Origin of the sequence: Pseudoxanthomonas sp. PXM02 (genome assembly GCF_014851805.1) — a bacterium.
Lineage (GTDB): Bacteria > Pseudomonadota > Gammaproteobacteria > Xanthomonadales > Xanthomonadaceae > Pseudoxanthomonas_A.
Genome location: NZ_JACVAK010000001.1, coordinates 732,015 through 751,300 on the forward strand (window position 1 = coordinate 732,015; position 19,286 = coordinate 751,300).

23 protein-coding genes and 1 pseudogene are annotated in these 19,286 nt (G+C 68.0%); 17 read left to right on the top strand and 7 right to left on the bottom strand.

Annotation, left to right across the window (positions count from 1 at the left end):
- Window positions 1-4 precede the first annotated feature (4 nt).
- The gene (locus IB225_RS03440; protein ID WP_192309755.1) at window positions 5-850 is read left to right on the top strand and encodes a chemotaxis protein CheX; all 846 of its coding nucleotides are present in this window, start codon (window positions 5-7) and stop codon (window positions 848-850) included.
- Between the two features lie 9 nt (window positions 851-859).
- Here IB225_RS03440 and rlmKL read toward each other — a convergent pair whose 3' ends face one another.
- The 4 genes from rlmKL to IB225_RS03460 all read right to left on the bottom strand — a co-directional run bounded on the left by rlmKL (window position 860) and on the right by IB225_RS03460 (window position 5,901).
- Window positions 860-2,995, bottom strand: coding sequence for a bifunctional 23S rRNA (guanine(2069)-N(7))-methyltransferase RlmK/23S rRNA (guanine(2445)-N(2))-methyltransferase RlmL (rlmKL, locus tag IB225_RS03445; RefSeq protein WP_192309757.1), 2,136 nt, complete (start codon window positions 2,993-2,995; stop codon window positions 860-862).
- A 95-nt stretch (window positions 2,996-3,090) separates the two neighbouring features.
- Window positions 3,091-4,701, bottom strand: coding sequence for an ABC-F family ATP-binding cassette domain-containing protein (locus tag IB225_RS03450; RefSeq protein WP_192309759.1), 1,611 nt, complete (start codon window positions 4,699-4,701; stop codon window positions 3,091-3,093).
- A gap of 184 nt (window positions 4,702-4,885) precedes the next feature.
- Window positions 4,886-5,413 carry an alpha/beta fold hydrolase gene (locus IB225_RS03455; RefSeq protein WP_192309760.1) on the bottom strand — a complete coding sequence of 176 codons (528 nt, stop codon included), beginning with the start codon at window positions 5,411-5,413 and terminating at the stop codon, window positions 4,886-4,888.
- The gene (locus IB225_RS03460; RefSeq protein ID WP_192309762.1) at window positions 5,410-5,901 is read right to left on the bottom strand and encodes an MOSC domain-containing protein; all 492 of its coding nucleotides are present in this window, start codon (window positions 5,899-5,901) and stop codon (window positions 5,410-5,412) included. The genes IB225_RS03455 and IB225_RS03460 overlap by 4 nt, the downstream gene beginning before the upstream one ends.
- Window positions 5,902-5,980: 79 nt before the next feature.
- Between IB225_RS03460 and IB225_RS03465 the strand changes: the two genes are divergently transcribed.
- From IB225_RS03465 to IB225_RS03485, 5 genes are all read left to right on the top strand, one after another.
- Window positions 5,981-6,553 carry an N-acetylmuramoyl-L-alanine amidase gene (locus IB225_RS03465; protein ID WP_192309764.1) on the top strand — a complete coding sequence of 191 codons (573 nt, stop codon included), beginning with the start codon at window positions 5,981-5,983 and terminating at the stop codon, window positions 6,551-6,553.
- Between the two features lie 59 nt (window positions 6,554-6,612).
- A complete protein-coding gene (tesB, locus tag IB225_RS03470) occupies window positions 6,613-7,527 on the top strand; it encodes an acyl-CoA thioesterase II (RefSeq protein WP_345776563.1) in 915 nt (304 codons plus the stop codon).
- Between the two features lie 9 nt (window positions 7,528-7,536).
- The gene (locus IB225_RS03475; RefSeq protein ID WP_192309766.1) at window positions 7,537-8,037 is read left to right on the top strand and encodes a DUF2007 domain-containing protein; all 501 of its coding nucleotides are present in this window, start codon (window positions 7,537-7,539) and stop codon (window positions 8,035-8,037) included.
- Window positions 8,038-8,145: 108 nt separating this feature from the next.
- Window positions 8,146-9,357: a sigma-70 family RNA polymerase sigma factor gene (locus tag IB225_RS03480; RefSeq protein WP_192309767.1), complete on the top strand. Its 1,212-nt coding sequence runs from the start codon at window positions 8,146-8,148 to the stop codon at window positions 9,355-9,357.
- Between the two features lie 77 nt (window positions 9,358-9,434).
- Complete coding sequence (locus tag IB225_RS03485) at window positions 9,435-10,580, top strand: sigma-70 family RNA polymerase sigma factor (protein ID WP_192309769.1); 1,146 nt, start codon at window positions 9,435-9,437, stop codon at window positions 10,578-10,580.
- Between the two features lie 262 nt (window positions 10,581-10,842).
- Here the strand turns inward: IB225_RS03485 and IB225_RS03490 are convergent.
- Window positions 10,843-11,352 (bottom strand): annotated as a pseudogene (locus IB225_RS03490) (calcium-binding protein); the annotation flags it as partial.
- A 144-nt stretch (window positions 11,353-11,496) separates the two neighbouring features.
- Between IB225_RS03490 and IB225_RS03495 the strand changes: the two are divergent.
- From IB225_RS03495 to IB225_RS03510, 4 genes are all read left to right on the top strand, one after another.
- Complete coding sequence (locus IB225_RS03495) at window positions 11,497-12,081, top strand: phosphoesterase (RefSeq protein ID WP_192309772.1); 585 nt, start codon at window positions 11,497-11,499, stop codon at window positions 12,079-12,081.
- A gap of 1 nt (window position 12,082) precedes the next feature.
- On the top strand, window positions 12,083-12,805 hold the full coding sequence (locus IB225_RS03500) for an arginyltransferase (protein WP_192309774.1): 723 nt from the start codon (window positions 12,083-12,085) through the stop codon (window positions 12,803-12,805).
- 136 nt (window positions 12,806-12,941) lie between these two features.
- Entirely contained in the window at window positions 12,942-13,343 is a 402-nt protein-coding gene (locus tag IB225_RS03505) for a hypothetical protein (RefSeq protein ID WP_192309776.1), read from the top strand.
- Between the two features lie 123 nt (window positions 13,344-13,466).
- Window positions 13,467-14,639, top strand: a complete 1,173-nt coding sequence (locus tag IB225_RS03510; RefSeq protein ID WP_345776590.1) for an endonuclease/exonuclease/phosphatase family protein — start codon at window positions 13,467-13,469, stop codon at window positions 14,637-14,639.
- On the opposite strand, the gene IB225_RS03515 is transcribed toward IB225_RS03510, so the two are convergent.
- A complete protein-coding gene (locus IB225_RS03515) occupies window positions 14,629-14,928 on the bottom strand; it encodes a hypothetical protein (protein ID WP_192309779.1) in 300 nt (99 codons plus the stop codon). The genes IB225_RS03510 and IB225_RS03515 overlap by 11 nt on opposite strands.
- Window positions 14,929-14,938: 10 nt before the next feature.
- Window positions 14,939-16,123, bottom strand: coding sequence for a formate-dependent phosphoribosylglycinamide formyltransferase (gene purT, locus IB225_RS03520; RefSeq protein WP_192309781.1), 1,185 nt, complete (start codon window positions 16,121-16,123; stop codon window positions 14,939-14,941).
- A gap of 128 nt (window positions 16,124-16,251) precedes the next feature.
- Between purT and IB225_RS20490 the strand changes: the two genes are divergently transcribed.
- The 7 genes from IB225_RS20490 to IB225_RS03550 are packed head-to-tail and all read left to right on the top strand — an operon-like array spanning window position 16,252 to window position 19,286.
- The gene (locus IB225_RS20490; protein ID WP_255527957.1) at window positions 16,252-16,374 is read left to right on the top strand and encodes a hypothetical protein; all 123 of its coding nucleotides are present in this window, start codon (window positions 16,252-16,254) and stop codon (window positions 16,372-16,374) included.
- A gap of 21 nt (window positions 16,375-16,395) precedes the next feature.
- Window positions 16,396-17,259 carry an SPFH domain-containing protein gene (locus tag IB225_RS03525; protein ID WP_192309783.1) on the top strand — a complete coding sequence of 288 codons (864 nt, stop codon included), beginning with the start codon at window positions 16,396-16,398 and terminating at the stop codon, window positions 17,257-17,259.
- Window positions 17,260-17,274: 15 nt separating this feature from the next.
- Window positions 17,275-17,550 carry a hypothetical protein gene (locus IB225_RS03530; RefSeq protein ID WP_192309785.1) on the top strand — a complete coding sequence of 92 codons (276 nt, stop codon included), beginning with the start codon at window positions 17,275-17,277 and terminating at the stop codon, window positions 17,548-17,550.
- The gene (locus IB225_RS03535) at window positions 17,547-17,744 is read left to right on the top strand and encodes an Arc family DNA binding domain-containing protein (RefSeq protein ID WP_192309786.1); all 198 of its coding nucleotides are present in this window, start codon (window positions 17,547-17,549) and stop codon (window positions 17,742-17,744) included. The genes IB225_RS03530 and IB225_RS03535 overlap by 4 nt, the downstream gene beginning before the upstream one ends.
- Entirely contained in the window at window positions 17,741-17,920 is a 180-nt protein-coding gene (locus IB225_RS03540) for a DUF4177 domain-containing protein (RefSeq protein ID WP_192309788.1), read from the top strand. The genes IB225_RS03535 and IB225_RS03540 overlap by 4 nt, the downstream gene beginning before the upstream one ends.
- Before the next feature lie 11 nt (window positions 17,921-17,931).
- Window positions 17,932-18,732, top strand: a complete 801-nt coding sequence (locus IB225_RS03545) for an alpha/beta hydrolase (RefSeq protein WP_192309790.1) — start codon at window positions 17,932-17,934, stop codon at window positions 18,730-18,732.
- An 8-nt stretch (window positions 18,733-18,740) separates the two neighbouring features.
- Window positions 18,741-19,286, top strand: coding sequence for a PH domain-containing protein (locus IB225_RS03550; RefSeq protein ID WP_192309792.1), 546 nt, complete (start codon window positions 18,741-18,743; stop codon window positions 19,284-19,286).

A 19,286-nucleotide genomic window follows, 5' to 3' on the forward strand; every position in this document is an offset into this window, starting at 1 on the left:
CACCATGGCAGCGAAATTCCTGGGCCAGTTCCTGCTGGAACGCGGCACCATCACCTCGGCGCAACTGCTGGCCGCGCTTGACGCGCAGCGCGCCTCCAATCCCCTGCTCGGCGAGCTCGCCGTGCATCACCAGATGCTGGATGCCGCGCAGGCGCGACGCATCAACGACCGCCAGCGCGCGGAAGACCGCCGGTTCGGCGACATCGCGCTGGAAATGGGCCTGCTGGATGCCGGGCAGCTCGACGTGCTGCTGGCCGCGCAGAAGAAGGGCCGCAAGCTGTTCGGCCAGATCCTGGTCGAACAGGGCACGCTGAGCGCCGAACAACTGGACGCCGAACTGGTCGCGCACCGTCGCGACCTGGACGAAGCCAACCATGCGCTCGCGCTCGGCATCGCCGGGCATGCGCTGGCCGACGCCGCCACCAGCGCGATCCGCGTCAGCAACCGTCTGTTCCCGCGCCTGATGGGCAGCCAGTGCCAGGCCTCGGGCATCGCCGACGACGCCGCGCTCGACGCCTGCGACGTGACCGCGCATGTGCGCATCGAGGCTGGCACGGAATCGCTGCTGGTCGGCGTGGGCTGCTCCCGCGCCACCATGCACGCGATGGCCTGCGCGCTGCTGTCGATCACGCCCGCGCAGTGCGACGACGAACTCGCCGTCGACGCGCTGGGCGAACTGGTCAACGTGCTGATGGGCTACGTGGTCCGCGACACGCTGGCGGACGATGCCAGCTATCGCGCGCATCCGCCCAGCACGTCCCTGTCGGCGGCGGACCTGGCATCACGGCGCAGCACGCTCGCGCTGTCGATGGCCTCGCAGCGCGGCGATTTCGTCCTGATCGTCGGCTGATCCGCGGCGCTACGCCCGCGTCAACCGCCAGGCGCGGTGGATGCGGGCATTGCGCTCGAAATCCGGCGGAATCGTACCCGCGCTGATGTCCTCGCAGCGCGCGAACTCGGCGACCGCGTTCTCGTCCAGGCGGAAACGGCGGAAGTTGTTGCTGAAGTACAGCACGCCGCCCGGTGCCAGCCGCGCCACGGCGGCGCGCAGCAGGCGCACGTGCTCCTTCTGCACATCGAAGTCGTCGGCGCGTGCGGAGTTGGAGAACGTCGGCGGATCGCAGAACACCAGGTCGTATTCGGCCTGCTCGGCCTCCAGCCAGCGCACGGCGTCGGCCTGCACCAGCCGGTGCTTCGCGCCGCCCAGGCCGTTCTCGGCCAGGTTGTCCGCGCACCACTGCAGGTAGGTCGCCGACAGATCCACGCTGGTCGTGGTCGCCGCGCCGGCCACCGCCGCCTGCACACTGGCCACGCCGGTGTAGCAGAACAGGTTGAGGAACCGCTTGCCGCGTGCCTCCTGCGCCATGCGACGACGCAAGGGGCGATGATCGAGGAACAGACCCGTGTCGAGGTAGTCGAACAGGTTCACCCGCAGCAATGCGTTGGACTCCTGCACGACGACGAACTCGTCGCGCTGCTGCATGCGGCCGTACTTGGCACCGCCCTTGCCGCGCTCGCGCGACTTCACCGCGATCTGCTCCTGCGGCACGCCGAACACCTCGCGCGTGGCCGCCAGCAGCTCGCTGAAGCGGCGACGCACATCGTGTTCGGGAATGCTGGCCGGTGCCGCGTATTCCTGCACGTGCAGGAAGGTGCGGGCCTGTCCGCCCTCCTCCACGTACACATCGATCGCCGCCGCGTACTCGGGGAGGTCCGCGTCGTAGGCGCGATAACAGGTGACGCCTTCGCGCGTGCGCCAGCTCTTGAACTTCTTCAGGTTCTTGCGCAGGCGGTTGGCGACCATCTGCGCGCCATCCGACAGCGGCTTGGCCTCGCGCGGCTCGCGCGCCGGCGTGGCGATCGGATCGCAGACGATCAGCGCGCATTCGATCGCGCCGTTGAACAGCTGGTACTTCTTTGCCGCGCGCAGGCCGGTGGCGTAGCCGAGATCGGCGTTGCCGCACAGAAGACTGGCACGCCACTGCGGCACGGCCCGCTGCAACGCGTCGCCCAGCGCTCGGTACAGATCGGCGTCGGCGGCGAGACGCTCGTCGTACGGCGGATTGCAGACCACCAGGCCACGCGGCTCCTCGCGCACCGGCAGTTGCTCCACGTCATGGGCTTCGAACTGCAGCTGGCCCGCCAGCCCGGCGAGTACTGCGTTGTCCCGCGCCGCGCGGATCGAACCCAGGTCGATGTCGCTGCCGAAGAACACCGGTCGCAATGCCTTGCGCCCTTCTGCCTCCCGCTGCACCGCCTCGGCAAACAGCGCGCGCCAGGCCTCGACATCAAATCCCGACCAGCGCGACGGCAGCGCGCTGCCGTGCCGCTGCAGACCGGGCGCGACATCGGCTGCCATCAGCGCGCCCTCGATCAGCAGCGTGCCGCTGCCGCACATCGGGTCAAGCAGCGCACCGCCGTCGTGGTACAGCGCCGGCCAACCGCCGCGCATCAGCACGGCGGCTGCGAGGTTTTCCTTCAGCGGCGCGTCGTTCTGCGCCTGGCGCCAGCCACGGCGGTGCATTGGGCCACCACCGAGGTCGATCGAAATGGTCGCGCGTCCCTTGCGCAGCGACAGGTTGATACGAACGTCCGGCTGTTCGACGTCCACCGACGGGCGCTCGAGTCCCTGCTGGCGCAGGCGGTCCACCACCGCGTCCTTCACGCGTTGCGCGGCATAGCGCGCATGGGTGATCGCACCCCCCGACACGTGCGCGTCCACCGACAGCGTCAGCTCGGGACGCGTATGCGTTTCCCAGGCAATCGCCATCACACCGTCGTACAGCGCCTGCTCGTTGAGGCATTCGAACTCGGCGATCGGCCACAACACGCGGCTGGCCAGCCGCGACCACAGCACGGCGCGCTGTGCATCCGCCAACTCGCCATCGGCATTGACGCCGGCGACGGTCGCGGTGGCCTTGGGCACGCCCAGCGCGGTCAACTCGTCGGCGAGCAGGTATTCCAGGCCTTTCGCGCAGGAAACAAAGAACTTCAAGGGAACACTCCGGAATTCGGGACGACAGCGCGCGGACGGCCGCAATTTTGCAGGATCGGGGCGTGGAACACACGGAAAACCGCGTCAGTACGGCCTCAGCACGACGTCAGCAGGGCCCCTTCACGCGACAACTGCAGCCGATGGGTCAGGTCCAGGCGTTCCAGCAGGGCCTCGTCGTGGGAGACGATGATCAGCGCACCGCGGTACTGCCGCAGCATGCTCTCGAGCGCTTCCAGACCGTCCAGGTCCAGGTGGTTGCCGGGTTCGTCCAGCAATAGCAGGCCCGCAGGCTCGGCGGCGTACAGGACGCAGGCCAGCGCTGACTTCAGGCGCTCGCCGCCGCTCAGGCGTCCGCTGGGACCCTCGATGTGGTGGGCCTCCAGCCCAAGCAGGGCCAATCGTGTTCGCAGGACGGCGTCGCCCGCATCGGGATTGGCCTCGCGCAGTTGCGCCAACACACTGGCGTCGGGATCCAGCCCGGCCAGCCGCTGGTCCAGCCAGGCCACGGGCACATGGACGGTACAACGCCCGCTCGACGGCGCGATCTGCCCCGCCATCATCCGCAACAGCGTGGACTTGCCACTGCCATTGGGACCGGACACGCCGATCCGCTGGTGGCCGGTGACGAGCAGATCCATGCCGTTCGCCGAGGCCGGCACGAAGGGCAGCGCGGCGCGCTCCATGCGTACGACGACACGATCCTTCGCTGCGACCGACGGTGCGAACATCGCCAGTTCCACCGCCGACGCCTGCTTGCGTGCAGCCTCCCGCAGCTGCAGCGCGAGGTGCTCGCGTGCGACCTGCTGCCGAACGACGAACCGACCCGCACTCTGTTCGCTGCGCGACTTGCGCAGGCCGAGCAGGATCGGCGGCAGGTTGGCGTCGCGCGCGTCGCGGTGTCCACGCGCCTGCCGTCGCTGCTGGCGGTCATGCTGGTCGCGCAACAGCCGCTCCTCGCGCTGCACAGCGGCCTTGGCGTGCGCGAGTTCGCGCTCCGCCTGCGCACGCTCCTCCGCCTTGCATCGGGCGTAGAACGCGTAACCGCCGCCATACGTGCGCAGTCCCTGTGGCGACAGTTCCCCGATGCGCGCCATTGCGTCGAGCAGGCGACGGTCATGGCTGATCACCAGCAACCCTTTCTCCCAGTGCGCGAGCTGTGCATGCAGGTGACGACGCTGCGCCGCGTCGAGATGATTGCTGGGCTCGTCGAGGATCAGGACATCCGCCCCGGACAGGAACGCGCCCGCCAGCGCGACGCGCATGGCTTCGCCGCCACTGAGCGTGACCGCGGCCCGCCCGGGGTCGAGATCGGGCAGGTCTTGTGCCACCAGCGCCTGAGCGAACCGCTGGCGGATGTCCCAGCGGTCGCCCAGCGTGTCGAAGTCGCGCACATCGCTGCTGCCGGCTTCAATGCGTGCGAGGGCGTCGATCCACGCGCCCACGCCGGCGAGCGAAGCAACGGTGGCGCCCTCGGTCACGCGGACCTGCTGCGGCAGGTAGTGCACGCGACCGCGTGCGGTGTGCTGGCCGGAGGTCGGTGCGATCTCACCCGCCAGCAGGCGTGCGAGCACGCTCTTGCCCACGCCATTGCGTCCGACCAGGCCCGTGGGGCGGTCGTCGAGATGCAGGTCGAGATCGGAGAACAACACCCTGCCGTCGGGCAGGGACAACGACGCGCGGTCGAGCGTCAGGAACGGAGTCGTCATGCGGATGCCATGTGATGCCACGGGAACGCCTCCGGCACGGGGGCCGGCAGGGACCTGGGCCGTCAAGCGACGGCGGCATCAATGACGCATGGGCGTAATACCTGGGAGGGAAACCGGGCGCGATTCTAGCGGCAACCGCGCGCCCGCACCGGGACGCGACCTGAACGCCAGTCCGGCAAACGGATCAGAGCGAGGCGAGCAACTGGCCGAACGCGTCGGCGGACGCACCGACATGGTCGGACAGGCGATGCGAGTCGTTGACCAGCAGCAGGCGCGCGCGGCGCGGGAACGCCCACTCCACCACGGCCTGTGCGGGAATCAGTTCGTCGTCCCAGCCATGGATGATCGATACCGGCACCGACGCGGCATCCAGTTCCGGCAGCGGACCCATCGTGATCGGTGGTGCCATCAGGAACAGGCCGCGCACGGGGACTTCCAGCGAGATGCGACCCGCAATGTAGGCACCGAGACTCGAGCCGGCCAGCACCACCGGGCCACGCGTCGCGGCGGCCTGCGCCAGCGCGCGGAGGCGATCGAGGCGCGCGACCACGTCGCCCAGCGAACTGACGTCACGACGTGCGTCCAGATCGGTGTAATCGGGACGTTCGTGGCTCCAGCCCAGGCGTTCGGCGACCTCCGCCAACGCGGTGACCTTGGTCGCGTCCGGGCCGCTCTCGAAACCGTGCGACAGAATGCAGTGCCCCCGCATCACAGCGCCTCCACCGCGTCGCCCAGGCGGAACCTGCCGCCTTCGACGATGCGCGCGCACAGGCCACCATGGCCGCGCATGGCGTTGTAGCCGCCGGGACCCAATGCGTCCTCCATGCGCGAGCACGGATCGCATTCCTCCGTGCCTTCGAAGACCGCGTCGCCGATGCGGAAGCGGCGCTCCTTCAGCGCGATCAGCGGGATGCCCGACACCACCACGTTCCGGCGCAGCAGGGACGGCACCAGATCGGGCCGCTGCGCCAACGCGGCGATTGCGGGCAGGTGCTCGGCCTGGATCAGGGTGATGCCGCGCTTGCCGCTGCCGCCCTTGTAGCGGTCGCCGACGAGGCCACCGCCGGTAACGGCTTCCACCGTGTCCGTGGCGACCATGATCTCGTCGCGCGCGGGACGCAGGCCGATCCATTCCACCTTGCCGGCACGCGGCAGCGTCGCCATCAGCTTGGCCAGCGGGGAGTCGGGATTGAGCGGCATGGGAAGACCCGCGCGACGTGGGAGGCCGGCAGTTTACCGGAGCGGCCCGGTGCCCGCCCTCGCCTGCTAGCATCGAAGCATGAGCAACGAACACCCTGTTTTCGAGTGCGTCGTCGATCCCCTGCCCTACGAGGACAGGCTGGACGCGCGACCGCTGGACCAGATCGACCTGGTGGTCATCCACTGCACGGAACTGCCGGATCTGGCCACCGCGCGCGAATACGGCGAGCGCGTCCTGCATGCCTCCGGCACCGGCAACAGCGGCCACTACTACGTCGATCGCGACGGCAGCGTGCATATGTATGTGCGCCCGGGCCGCATCGCCCACCACGTGCGCGGCTACAACCCGCGCTCGGTCGGCATCGAACTGGTCAATACAGGCCGCTATCCGCAATGGCTGGCCACGGGCAGCCAGACGATGGAAGAGCCCTACACCGCTGCACAGATCGCCTCGCTGGCTGCCCTGCTGGCGGACCTGCAGCACGAGTTGCCGTCGCTGCGCTTCATCGCAGGCCACGAAGACCTCGACACCGCCTGCGAGCCGGCCAGCGACGATCCTGACGTACTCGTCCACCGCAAGATGGATCCGGGCCCGCTGTTCCCCTGGGATGAGGTAATGCGCACCACGCCGCTGCAGCGCCTGCTGCCCTGACCGGGCCGCGCACGGGCGGCCGCTATAATCGCCGCTCGCCACGTATCCCAGGCTCCGCCGTGCCCGCTCCCGAACCCGTCGTCTCCGAACTGATCGAACTGCTGTCGCTGGAGCGGCTGGAAGACAACCTGTTCCGCGGCCAGAGCCGCGATATCGGCACCAAGTACGTGTTCGGCGGCCAGGTGCTGGGCCAGGCGCTGTCGGCCGCGCAGGCGACGGTGGGCGGCAGTGCCGGCGAGCGCCGCGCGCACTCGCTGCATGCCTATTTTCTGCGTGCGGGCAACATCGAGGCGCCAATCGTCTACGAAGTGGACCGCACGCGCGACGGCGGCAGCTTCTCGGTACGCCGGGTCACCGCCATCCAGCACGGCCGCGTGGTCTTCTTCTGCGCCGCCTCGTTCCAGGCCGAGGAAGAAGGCGCGGAACACCAGTTGTCGATGCCGGAAGTGCCGCAGCCGGAAGACATCGCGCCTGCGCCGCCGGTGCCGGCCGAGGTGATGGCATCGCTGCCGCCGAAGGTGCAGCGCTGGATGTCGCGTCGCGGCCCGTTCGAGTTCCGCCACGTCTATCCCCGCGATGAGCTGAACCCGCCCAAGCGCCCGCCGTTCCAGCAGGTGTGGTTCCGCCTGAGCGAACCGGTCGGCGATTCGCCGGAACTGCATCGCGCCCTGCTCGCCTACGCGTCCGATTTCCAGTTGCTGGGCACAGCGACCTACCCGCACGGCATCAGCTACTACCAGCCCAACGTGCAGATGGCGTCGCTGGACCATGCGCTGTGGTTCCACCGCCCGTTCCGCGCCGACGACTGGCTGCTGTATTCCATCGACAGCCCCAGCGCGAGCAGCTCTCGCGGTCTGGCACGCGGGCAGATTTTCGACCGTCAGGGCCGGCTGGTCGCCAGCACCGCGCAGGAGGGCCTGATCCGCGTGGTCCCCGATGCCGAGGCGGCCTCGGCCGTGCCGGCGAAGGACTGAGGAAAAATCATGCGACAGGTGTTTTCCAGCCAGCGGATCGAAACCGTCGAAGGCGTGGCCAAGCTGCTGACCGACGCGGGCATCCCCGTGCACATCAGCAACGGCCGCTCGTACCACAGCAAGCGCGGTGGTCAGTTCAGCTACACCGAACCGGTCAAGGCGCAATTGCAGCCCGCCGTCTGGGTGCGCCACGCCGACGACCAGCCGCGTGCGCGTGAACTGCTGCGCGACGCCGGCCTGCTGGAAAGCACCCGCCCCGGCTATGCGCCCACGCTGACGTTCAACAGTCCGCAGGACGAGGCCGCACCGCAGCGTCCCTGGGCCTGGCGCATCCGCCTGATCCTGCTGGCGCTGATCGCGCTGGCGGCCGTCGTGATGTGGATGCGGCGCCCTGCGCCGCCACCGGCCGCGGTGCCGCAGCCACAACTGGAACAGGCGCCGCCTGCCGAGCCGGCACCGGCGGAGGAAGAGGAAGACCGCATCCGCATCCAGCCCGTCAGCGGCGGCTGAGCCCGTGCATGGTCTGCGGCGCAAGGTTGCGACATCCGGTCGACCATCCGGTCACATCCAGCGCCCCGGCCCGTCCGGGTCATCAGTTCCCTTGATGACGCCGGTGCCATGAACGCGATCGCCCTCGACCTGATGCTGCAGACCGAACTGCCCGCCGCTACGCAGGGCAGCCAGGAGGCCTACGGCCGCATCGTCCATGCCTGCCAGAACACGGTGACCGCGATCGCCCTGGCGATCACCCGGGACGTGCAGGCCAGCGAGGACATCGCCCAGGAAGCGTTCCTGAAGGCGTGGCAGCAGCTCGACCGGCTGAAGAACAGTGCCAGCTTCCTGCCCTGGCTGCGGCAGATCACCCGCAACCTGGCCCGCGACTGGCTGCGCGCCCAGCATGGGCGGCCGATGTCGGGCGAAGTGGCCGAGATCGCCATCGGCATGGCCGCCGATCCCGATCCGACGCCGGCCGAACGCCTGCTGCAGACCGAAGAAGAACTCGCCGCGAACGAGATCATTTCCTCCCTGCCGGAAGACAGCCGCGAAACCCTGCTGCTGTTCTATCGCGAAGGCCAGAGTTCGCAGCAGGTGGCCGACCTCCTCGGGCTGAGCGATGCCGCCGTGCGCAAGCGCCTGTCGCGTGCCCGTGCCCTGGTGCGTGATGAACTGATGCAGCGGTTCGGTGAGTTCGCCCGCTCCACCGCACCGACGGCCGCCTTCACGATGATCGTGATGGGGGGACTGGTGGGTGCGATGCCGGCCGCGAGCGCGGCGACGATGATCGGTTCCGGCGTGCTGGGCAGCGGCCTGCTCGGCAAGATCGGCACGGGCGGCATGACCACCGGCGGTGTCACCGGCGGCGTCGCGGGCGGCTCGCTCGGGGTCATCTTCGAGCAGATCACCCAGCATCCCGGCGCGCTGTGGGGCGCCATCGGCGGCGTGGTCGGCGGCCTCATCGGCTACGCGCTCACGTGGTGGTACCTGGCCCGCTTCTGCCAGACGGCACAGGAACGACAGCAGGTGCGACGCTTCATGGCGCTCAACACCATCACCGGCTCGGCCTGGCTGTTCTGCATGATGCTGGCGACGGTGCTGGCGACGGGCTGGCAGCCCATCGTGATCACCACGGTCGTCGGCCTGTTCGCGGTGAACTACCAGTACCTGGCCATCCTGCCCCGCATCATGGACCCGATCCTCGCGCATCCGGCCAACCAGCGCCGCCGCGGCTACGACTACCTGATCGGCAAGCAGGCCGTGGCAGGCAGCAGCCTGCTGGCCATCGGCGCCATCGTGTTCGTGCTGGTCCGTACCGGTCGCCTGGCGTTCTGAGGCTGGCCTTGCCGGGTTGGGTCACACTTCGCTGCGCCGGTCGTCGTGCCCGCATGACCCGGTAGAAGCGAGATCCGATGGACGCCCTGGCAATCGAACTTTCCCTGCGAGATGCCCTGCCCGCCGCCGCGCGTGGCGACCAGGCCGCCTATGGCCGCGTGGTGGCGCTATGCCAGAACGCGGTGACCGGCATCGCACTGGCGATCACCCGCGACGTGCAGGCGAGTGAAGACATCGCACAGGAAGCCTTCCTGAAAGGCTGGCGGCAACTGGCGACGCTGAAGAATCCCGACAGCTTCCTGCCGTGGTTGCGCGAAATCACCCGCAACCTCGCCCGTGACCACCTGCGTGCGCAGCGCCGTCGGCCGATGACGGGCGCATCCGCCGAGATCGCGGTGACGCTGGCGGCAGACACCGCGCCCACACCCGTCGAGATGCTGTTGCAGACCGAACAGGAGGCGCTGGCGCGCGAGGTGATCGCCGCCCTGCCGGAGGACAGCCGCGAAGTCCTGTTGCTGTACTACCGGGAAGGCCAACGCTCACAGCAGGTCGCGTCCCTGCTGGGCATCACCGACGCCGCGGTACGCAAACGGCTGTCGCGCGCGCGCCACTATGTGCGCGAGGAACTGATGGTGCGTTTCGGGGAGTTCGCACGCACGTCGGCGCCGTCGGCGGCATTCGCCAGCGGCATCCTCGGCCTGCTCGCGATCGCGGCGCCTCCCTCGGCCGGCGCAGTCGTGCTGGGCACCGGCGGCGCACTGGCGGGGAAAGGGTTGTTGAAACTGGTGGGCGGCGCACTGGGCGCCACGGCCTTCGGCACGCTGGTAGGCGTTGGCGCCGTCTGGTTCGGCATCCGCAAATACCTGCGCGACCCACTGGATGCGCGCGAACGCGACGAACTGCTGCGGTATGGCGCGGTGAACACCTTCGCCATCTTCGCCTTCATCGCCGGCATCAGTGCCTTGGCACGGATACCCGGATGGATCCCGCATACGGCCCTGACCCTGGGCTACATGACCGTCATCTGCTGGACGTCCGGTCGCTGGCTGCCGCGCATCCTGGAACGTCGCCAGGCTCGTGACCTGGCACGCGATCCCGACGGTGTGCGCCGCTGCATGGAGCGTCAGCGCTTCTGGCGGAGATGGGGACTCGCGCTGGCGGTGACGCTGGCGACGGCGGGCCTGCTTGCCGGACTGGTCATGTCCGGCCGTCTGGTGCTCTGACAGCCTCCGCGTGCACCCGGATCACCGGGTGCACGCCTTCTCTGATGGTTCAACGACGGGCGGGCTTGCCGGCCGTCAGTTCTTCCTTGGACAGGAAGCCGTCCTTGTTGGTGTCCAGCGCATCGAACCGTTCGGCGAAACGGCCCTTGTCCTTCACTTCGTCACGCGACAGACGACCATCCTTGTTCGTGTCCAGCCCGGTGAAGCGCTCGTCCATGCGTGCCTGTGCACGCTGTTGGAACTCGGCGCGGCGGGCGACATCGGCCTGGTCGATCTCGGCGCGGGTCAGCTTGCCGTCCTTGTCGGCGTCGGCCTTGGCGAACCATTCGTCACGACGCTGCTTGCCGCGCAGCTCGCGGTCGGCGCGATCGATCACGCCGTCCTTGTTGGCGTCCATCGTGTCGAAGCGGGCGGCGAAGCGCGGATCAGCGGCGGCTTCCGCCTTGCTGATCCGGCCGTCACCGTCGGTATCGAGCTTCTTGAAGCCATCGCCGTGACGCGGGCCGCCATGACGGCCATGGCCGCGCATGCCCTTGCGTTCCGGGCGTTCGTCGGCGGTCAGCTTGCCGTCGCCGTTCTTGTCCAGTTCGGCGAAACGCTCGGCCAGGCGCGGATGCGCGGCGGCCTCGGCCTTGTCGATCACACCGTCGCTGTTCTTGTCGAGGCTGGTACGCGCCGGCTTCTGCGCATCGCCAGCCTGCGTGGCGGCGAACGCGGATCCGGCGCCAAGGGCGGCCAGCACGGCCACGAAAAGCAGGGTCTTGCGGTTCATCGTGTTCTCCTGAAGGTGCGGCGCCACCTGCGCCACTGACACGGAAAACGCGCCCGCACCCCGGCGGTTGACGCGCGGACGGGCGCGTTCAGCCAGCGGATGGTCGCGATCCACGCGACGGCGGCCCCGCAGTATGCTGACCGCATGCCCCTTCCCCTCGCCCGCGCGCTGTCGATCTTCGGCCACCCGATGCTGGTGCTGCCGATGGCCGTGCTGGCGATCGTGCTGATGCAGGGCGACGGCCGCACGGCTCTTTGGTCGGCTGCAGGCTTCGGCGCGTTCGGCGCGCTGGTGATTGGCTACTCCTGGTGGCAGGTGCGCCGGGGCCGCTGGTCGCATGTCGATGCCAGTGCCAGGCACGAGCGCAGCGCGTTGAACCGCTTCCTGCTGGTGGCGCTCACGGCGGGTGCCGTGCTGATGGCATGGCGCGGCGGGCAACCCCTGTTCGCGCTGGGCCTGGCGTTGTCCGCGGCGATGATCCTGATCGCGATGCTGACGGCGCGCTGGTGCAAATTGTCGCTACACCTGGCATTCGTCGTCTTTGCGGCCTGCCTGCTGCGCGAGTTGGGAACCGTGTGGATGCTCGTCGCCCTGCTGTTCGCGGGCGCCGTGGCGTGGTCGCGGCTTGCATTGCAACGACATACCCATCGTGACCTGGTCGCCGGCGCCGTGACAGGCGCGCTCGCGGGGCTCGCGTTCTGGCCGCTGGCATCGCGCTGGACAGGATGACATGGGCGAGAACACGCACGCCATCGACGACCTGCGCCTGTTCCACACCGGCGAGCATCCGTGCGGTTACTGGCCCGACCGCGTCGCGCGCGATCTGGTGCTGGACCCACGCGATCCCCGCCTGCCGCAGTTGTATCCGGATGCGTTGGGCTGGGGCTTCCGACGTTCCGGCGACATCGTCTATCGACCACATTGCCGGCAGTGCCGCGCGTGCGTCGCCGTGCGCATCCCGGTAGCGGATTTCACGCCCGATCGCAGCCAGCGTCGCTGTGCGGCGCGCAATGCGGGCGTGGATACGCGAATCGTGGCGGCGCTGCGCGACGAAGAGCACCTCGCGCTCTACCGTCGCTATCTCGCGGCACGACATCCTCTTGGTGGCATGGACGATCACGGCGCCACCGAATTCGACCAGTTCCTGGTCGGCAGCTGGTCGCGTGGGCGTTTCGTGGAGTTGCGTGAAAACGGACGCCTGCTGGCGGTCGCAGTGACCGATGTCATTCCCGGTGCACTCTCTGCCGTTTACACGTTCTACGATCCTGCGATGGAGTCGCGCAGTCTCGGCACGCTGGCGATCCTGCGCCAGATCGAATGGGCGCGTCGCGACAGCTACACGCATCTCTATCTCGGCTACTGGATCGATGGCCATCGCAAGATGGATTACAAGCGTCGCTTTGCTCCCCTCGAACGCTTCGACGGGCGCGGTTGGATCCGCGCTGATTTGTGATTCGTTACATCACACTCACGCGCTTAGCGTGAGACACAAATGTAAATAGCAACTTCGTGATCGAGCACACAGAATGTGCCGCCGATGCGCACCTGCATCGGCGCTGCAACATCACATCCAATCGTCTGGAGCGCTCATGAAGTTCAACATTCTCGCCCTTGCGGCACTGACCACCCTGGCCCTGGCCGCCTGCAAGCCCGCCGATGACGCAGCACCGGTTGCCGACGCGCCGACCGTCGAGGCCCCCGCCGCCTCCGCGGGCGTCGAAGTCGACGCGGCGCCTGCCGAGGTTGCCGCCCCGACCGACACCGTCGACGCCGGCACCGGCGTTCCCGAGTGCGACCAGTACCTCGAAAAGGTCTACGCCTGCATCAGCGACAAGGTGCCGGAAGCCCAGCGCGACATGATGAAGCAGGGCATCGAGCAGTCGAAGGCCGGCTGGTCGGCCATGACCGACAAGACCGCACTGGCCGCCCAGTGCAAGACCGCGATGGACCAGGCCAAGACCGCGTATGCGGCGATGGGCTGCGCGTTCTAAGCGTTCCACCGGGCCAACTCGTCGTTAGCCTGCGGCGCCCCGGTTCTCCGGGGCGCCTTTTTTACGCCTGTCATGCTGACATGACAGAATCCGCGCATGCGTACCCTCTTCCTTCTGCTCACGATGACCCTGGCCGCCTGCAGTTCTTCCACCACGATGGAGGCGCCCGCCGGTGGCCAGCCCACGGCGCTCCGCGTGGCGACGTACAACACGTCGCTGTTCTCGGACGACGTGGGTGGCGTGATCCGACAGTTGGAAGGCGACGACACACATGCGCGCAAGATTGCCGCGGTGCTGCAGAAAGTGCGGCCGGACCTGGTACTGCTCAACGAGTTCGACTACGACGACGCACATCGCGCCGCCGATCTTTTCCAGCAACGCTATCTGGAAGTCGCCCAGCCCGGTGGTGGCGAGCCGCTGCAGTACGCCTACCGTTACCTCGCGCCGGTGAACACCGGCGTGCCCAGCGGCCTGGACCTGGATCGCAACGGCTCGGTCGGCACCAGCGGCCGCGAGCGCGGCAACGATGCCTGGGGCTACGGCCTGCACCCTGGCCAGTACGGCATGCTGGTGCTGTCGCGCTTCCCGATCGACGACGCGCAGGTACGCACGTTCCAGCTGCTGCGCTGGAGCACGATGCCCGGCGCCATGAATCCCGTCGATCCCACGACGAAGCTGGCGTTCTATCCGGACGCCATCTGGAAGCAGCTGCGCCTGTCGTCGAAGTCCCACTGGGACGTGCCGGTACGCACGCCGGGCGGCGTGGTGCACTTCCTGGTCTCGCACCCGACGCCACCGGTATTCGACGGGCCGGAGAACCGCAACGGTATGCGCAATGCCGACGAGATCCGGTTGTGGCGCGATTACCTGACGGCGGGCGATGCGTCGTGGCTCTGCGACGATCAAGGGAAGTGCGGCGGACTGGCGGCGGATGCGCGCTTCGTCATCGCCGGTGATCTCAACAACGATCCTGCCGATGGCGACGGGCATCACGAGGCCATCATCGAACTGCTCGAACACCCACGCGTGATGCGCATGGCTACGCCGCACAGCGAAGGCGGCGAAGAGACTGCGCTCGCCTATGCCGCCAAGGGGCTGCAACGCCGCGGCGCGCCCGCACACGTTACCGGCGACTTCGGGCGTCGCAACGGCGCGCTGCGACTTGATTATGTGCTGCCGTCGACCGGCTTCAGCCTGAGCGGCAGTGGCGTGTTCTGGCCGAAGAAGGACCAGTCGGACGCCGCCATCGCCGATGGCAGCGACCATCATCTGGTGTGGGTGGACCTTACGCTGTAGGCGCCGACGCAGCGGCTGCCCGCGGCCCGAATCCGAACAGCGATTCGTTCTGCGCGGAAACGATCATCCGGATCATGCTGCCGGGCACCATCAGTTCCACCTGCACCTCATGCCCGTCAGCGTTCTTGCCGACCAGGGTCATCTCGGTGAAGGCGCCACCGGTATCGATCTCCTTGCAGAAGATGTGCGGACCGTCGGGCTGGTCGGTCAGGTAAGGCTTGATCGCCTCGCCCAGCGCTTCAAGCGCCTGCGGGAAGAAAAAGACGGCGTAGCCGGTGTTTCCGTTCATGGCCCGGGCCTCACTTCAGTTCGATGGTGATGGCGGCGGCTGCGTCACGCGCCACCGCACGCGCCAGGTCGGTGTCTGCCGCGCGTGCGAGCGTCACGCCTACCCGGCGATGCCCTTCCACACGCGGTTTGCCGAACAGGCGCAGCGCGGTATCCGGTGTCGTCAGCGCGCCTTCCACGTTGCCGAACACCGGCACACCGTGGCCGTGCGCCAGCATCGCGCACGACGCGGACGGACCACTCTGGCGGATCACCGGAATCGGCAGCCCAAGGATGGCGCGTGCGTGCAGCGCGAATTCGGAAAGCTCCTGCGAGACCAGCGTGACCAGGCCGGTATCGTGCGGGCGCGGCGAAACCTCGCTGAACCACACGTCATCGCCCTTCACGAACAGCTCCACGCCGAACAGGCCCCAGCCGCCCAGGTCGTCGGTCACGGCCTTCGCGATCTGTTGCGCGCGCTCCAGCGCGCGCGGCGACATCGGCTGCGGCTGCCAGCTCTCGCGGTAGTCGCCGTCCTTCTGCCAGTGGCCGATGGGGTCGCAGAACGCGGTGCCGCCGGCATGACGCACCGTCAGCAGCGTGATCTCGTAATCGAAGTCGATGAAGCCTTCCACGATGCAGCGGCCCGCGCCGGCACGGCCACCGGTCTGGGCGTAGTCCCAGGCCGGATCGATATCGGCCTCGCCACGCAGCGTGCTCTGGCCCTTGCCGGACGACGACATCACCGGCTTCACCACGCAAGGCAGACCAATCGCCTTCACCGCTTCGTGGTACTCCTCGCGCGTGTCGACGAAGCGGTACGGCGAGGTCGGCAGACCGAGCGTTTCGGCGGCGAGACGGCGGATGCCTTCGCGGTCCATCGTCAGCCTCGCGGCGCGCGCGGTGGGAATGACGCGGGCAGCACCTTCGGCTTCCAGCGCAACCAGAGTTTCGGTATGGATCGCCTCGATCTCCGGCACCACCAGGTGCGGCTTCTCGCTGGCGATCAGCGCGCGGATGGCGGCCGGATCCAGCATGTCCAGAACATGCGAACGATGCGCCACCTGCATGGCCGGCGCATCCGCGTAGCGGTCGGCGGCGATGACTTCCACCCCGAAACGCTGCAGTTCGATTGCCACTTCCTTGCCCAGTTCGCCCGACCCCAGCAGCAGGACGCGGGTGGCATGGGGCGACAGTGGGGTTCCAAGAGTGGTCATGCGGGGGCGGTCCGGAAGAGGGTGCGCCAGTTTAACGGGCAGGCCGACAGACGGCGCCGCCGCATCGTTGACATCTGATATCAAATTGATATCTTTCTAGTCATCGGAAACACCGAAGGGGATCCACCATGCTCCACGTGATCCATCAGGTTCAGCGCCGCTGGCCGTCCCAGGCGCATCGGGTTGCCCCCGGCTTCCTCCTTCTCTCCGCTGCCCTGCTTGCTGCAGGCGTCGGCCTGTCGCTGCTGTGATCCCGTCCTGAGACCAAGACCATGAAAGAAAACGCCAAGTCGTCGCTGTCCGGAATCCCGACCCTGCTCGGCCTGCTGGTGCTGGGCCTGGGAGTCGTCGCCGTCTTCATCGCGGGCGCCGCGGACAAACAGCCCGGCTACATGGGGCTGGCTGCCCTGCTCGGCTTCGTGCTCATGTTCCTGATGGCCGGGCTCTACAAGCTGGAACCTAACCAGTCCGCCGTCCTCAGCCTGTTCGGCAAGTACGTCGGCACGGTCAAGGACAACGGCCTGCGCTGGAACAACCCCTTCTTCAGCAAGCGCAAGGTCTCGCTGCGCATCCGCAATTTCGAAAGCAGCAGGTTGAAGGTCAACGAGCTGGACGGCAGTCCGATCGAGATCGCCGCGGTGATCGTGTGGCAGGTGGTCGACTCGGCCGAGGCCGTGTTCAACGTCGACGACTACGAGAGCTTCGTGCATATCCAGTCCGAGGCCGCGCTGCGCGCGATGGCGTCCAGCTATCCATACGACCAGCACGAAGAAGGCCAGATCGCGCTGCGCAGCCATCCGCAGGAAATCTCGCAGCACCTGCAGGAGCAGATCGCCGAGCGCCTGGGCAAGGCCGGCGTGGATGTGATCGAGGCGCGCATCAGCCACCTCGCCTACGCTCCTGAAATCGCGCAGGCCATGCTGCAACGGCAGCAGGCCAACGCGGTGATCGCGGCGCGCACGCGCATCGTCGCCGGTGCGGTCGGCATGGTGGAAATGGCGCTGGCCGAACTGCAGAAGAACGACGTGGTGAAGCTGGACGAAGAGCGCAAGGCGCAGATGGTCAGCAACCTGCTGGTCGTGCTGTGCGGTGAGCGCGGAACCCAGCCCATCGTCAACACCGGCTCCATCTACTGACGCGGGCCATCCGGCATGCATGCCCTCGTCCCGCTGATCCTCGCCGCCTCCGGCCTTCCTGCCCTGCTCATCGGCGCGTGGATGAGCCGCGCGACCGACGACCGCTCACGCGGCATGGCCCTGCACTGGGTGCTGGTGGGACTGGCGATCCAGGCCGGCGCCGTCGGCATCTACTGGGCCGGCGATGACGACAGGCTTGCACAGGGCATCGTGATCGCAATGGTGGTGCTGGTGAATGCATTGATCGTCTCGATGGTGCTGCAGCTGCGCCGCAACAGGAAGCATCCGTGAGCGAGAAGCAGGACAAGAAGGCCTATCCGCTACGCATCAACGCCGAGGTACTGACGGCGGCGCAGCGATGGGCGGACGACGAACTGCGATCGCTCAATGCCCAGATCGAATACGTGCTGCGCGACGCGCTGCGCAAGGCCGGGCGGCTGCCGAAGGGCGGCGCCCAGGACAAGGACAACAAGGAGTCGCCATGAACCACCGCTGGAGCCACAAGGTCGTCGAAGTCCCGTACAGGATGTTCGCCGGCAAGCTGACCGACCGCATCCAGCAGGAGCTGGACAAGATGAGCACGCAAGGCTGGGAACTGGTCAGCACCCTCTTCATCGAGCATGAAATCTCGGTGCGCCTGTTCTTCAAGAAGCCCACCTGAGCGACAACACGGTGGCCGGGCTCGTCAGGCGGATCAAACGCATCTGGATCACGCTCGGGCTGGTCGCCACCGTCGTCTTCACCCTCTGGTGCCTGCTGGCGTACCGCGCGAACGCGGACGGCGTGCGCGCTGCGCTGGGCGACGAGCGCGTCGCGGTAGTACGTGGCGACGACCATCGGGTGTTCCGGCCGCGTGCTGTGCCATCGCGCTCGACCGGACTGCTGTTCTTCTCCGGCGCGCTGGTCGACCCGCGCGCCTATGCCGGCTTGGCGCGCAGCGCGGCCGACGCCGGCTATCCCGCCATCGTGGTGGATCTGCCACGGCGCGGCGCGCTGGGCGGTGCCGAAGGGTCGGTGGTGCTCAGGCGGGGCCTCGATGCCATGGCGGCCCAGCCTGACGTGCGCTGCTGGGTCGTCGGCGGCCATTCCCGCGGTGGCGAAGTGGCTTCACGCTTCGTGCTCGCTTACCCCGACCACCGTGCCGCCCTGTTGCTGGTCGCCACCTCGCATCCCCGCGACGTGGACCTGTCCGCGCTGTCGATACCGGTGACCAAGATAGTCGGCGACCGCGACGGACTCGCCACGCCCGAGCGCGTCGCGCGCAACCGCCCCCTGCTGCCCACCGCGACGCGCTGGGTCGATATGCCCGGCGCCAATCACTCGCAGTTCGGACAATATGGCTTCCAGCCGGGAGACCGGTTCTCGCAGATATCGCGAGAAGTCCAGCAGCGTCGACTGGCGGAAGAAACCCGACGTCTGCTGGCTGTTGTTGCCGACCTCCCCGCCTGCCAACCTCACGCTCTCCAGTCCTAGGAATCGCCATGCACCAGAAGCACGCCTTCGATGTCGCCCCGCTTTCCTCCCACGCGGCGTTGTGGCTGTGGCTGCCGATGCTGGTCGCCATTGGTGCGGCGATCGTGGCGATGACGATGGACTCGCAGACGCCTCCTCCGCTGGCCGCCTGGCTGGTGGTCCCGTTCGTGCTGCTGGTGGGCGTGGTGCTGACCCTGGCAATGCGGCGGCGCCAGATCCTGCTCGACAATCGCGAACTGCAGGTGCAGGCGACGTTCTATACGAAGAAGCTGCCGGTGGAAGCCATCGACCTGGAGCACGCGCGCGTCCTGAGCCTCGAAGAACACACCGACCTCGCGCCGATGCTGAAGACCAACGGTTTCGGCCTGCCGGGCTTCAAGGCCGGACACTTCCGTCTGCGCAACCTCACCAAGGCGTTCTGTCTGGTCACCGACCGGACCCGCGTCCTCTCCCTGCCCCTGCGTGAGGGCGGCATGGTGCTGCTGAGTCCCGCACGGCCCGCGGACCTGCTGGCGCGATTGCGCGAACTGGCGACACCCACGCCGCACCGCTAA

Bases quoted from the DNA above. Each gene is read 5' to 3' on its own strand.
- IB225_RS03485 (WP_192309769.1), top strand. From the start codon at position 9,435: ATGGACGCCCTGGCAATCGAACTTTCCCTGCGAGATGCCCTGCCCGCC.
- IB225_RS03440 (WP_192309755.1), top strand. From the start codon at position 5: ATGGCAGCGAAATTCCTGGGCCAGTTCCTGCTGGAACGCGGCACCATC.
- IB225_RS03495 (WP_192309772.1), top strand. From the start codon at position 11,497: ATGCCCCTTCCCCTCGCCCGCGCGCTGTCGATCTTCGGCCACCCGATG.
- IB225_RS20490 (WP_255527957.1), top strand. From the start codon at position 16,252: ATGCTCCACGTGATCCATCAGGTTCAGCGCCGCTGGCCGTCCCAGGCG.
- IB225_RS03515 (WP_192309779.1), bottom strand. From the start codon at position 14,928: ATGAACGGAAACACCGGCTACGCCGTCTTTTTCTTCCCGCAGGCGCTT.
- purT (WP_192309781.1), bottom strand. From the start codon at position 16,123: ATGACCACTCTTGGAACCCCACTGTCGCCCCATGCCACCCGCGTCCTG.
- IB225_RS03510 (WP_345776590.1), top strand. From the start codon at position 13,467: ATGACCCTGGCCGCCTGCAGTTCTTCCACCACGATGGAGGCGCCCGCC.
- IB225_RS03480 (WP_192309767.1), top strand. From the start codon at position 8,146: ATGAACGCGATCGCCCTCGACCTGATGCTGCAGACCGAACTGCCCGCC.
- IB225_RS03540 (WP_192309788.1), top strand. From the start codon at position 17,741: ATGAACCACCGCTGGAGCCACAAGGTCGTCGAAGTCCCGTACAGGATG.
- IB225_RS03500 (WP_192309774.1), top strand. From the start codon at position 12,083: ATGGGCGAGAACACGCACGCCATCGACGACCTGCGCCTGTTCCACACC.
- IB225_RS03550 (WP_192309792.1), top strand. From the start codon at position 18,741: ATGCACCAGAAGCACGCCTTCGATGTCGCCCCGCTTTCCTCCCACGCG.
- IB225_RS03525 (WP_192309783.1), top strand. From the start codon at position 16,396: ATGAAAGAAAACGCCAAGTCGTCGCTGTCCGGAATCCCGACCCTGCTC.
- IB225_RS03530 (WP_192309785.1), top strand. From the start codon at position 17,275: ATGCATGCCCTCGTCCCGCTGATCCTCGCCGCCTCCGGCCTTCCTGCC.
- IB225_RS03475 (WP_192309766.1), top strand. From the start codon at position 7,537: ATGCGACAGGTGTTTTCCAGCCAGCGGATCGAAACCGTCGAAGGCGTG.
- IB225_RS03460 (WP_192309762.1), bottom strand. From the start codon at position 5,901: ATGCCGCTCAATCCCGACTCCCCGCTGGCCAAGCTGATGGCGACGCTG.
- IB225_RS03465 (WP_192309764.1), top strand. From the start codon at position 5,981: ATGAGCAACGAACACCCTGTTTTCGAGTGCGTCGTCGATCCCCTGCCC.
- IB225_RS03450 (WP_192309759.1), bottom strand. From the start codon at position 4,701: ATGACGACTCCGTTCCTGACGCTCGACCGCGCGTCGTTGTCCCTGCCC.
- IB225_RS03505 (WP_192309776.1), top strand. From the start codon at position 12,942: ATGAAGTTCAACATTCTCGCCCTTGCGGCACTGACCACCCTGGCCCTG.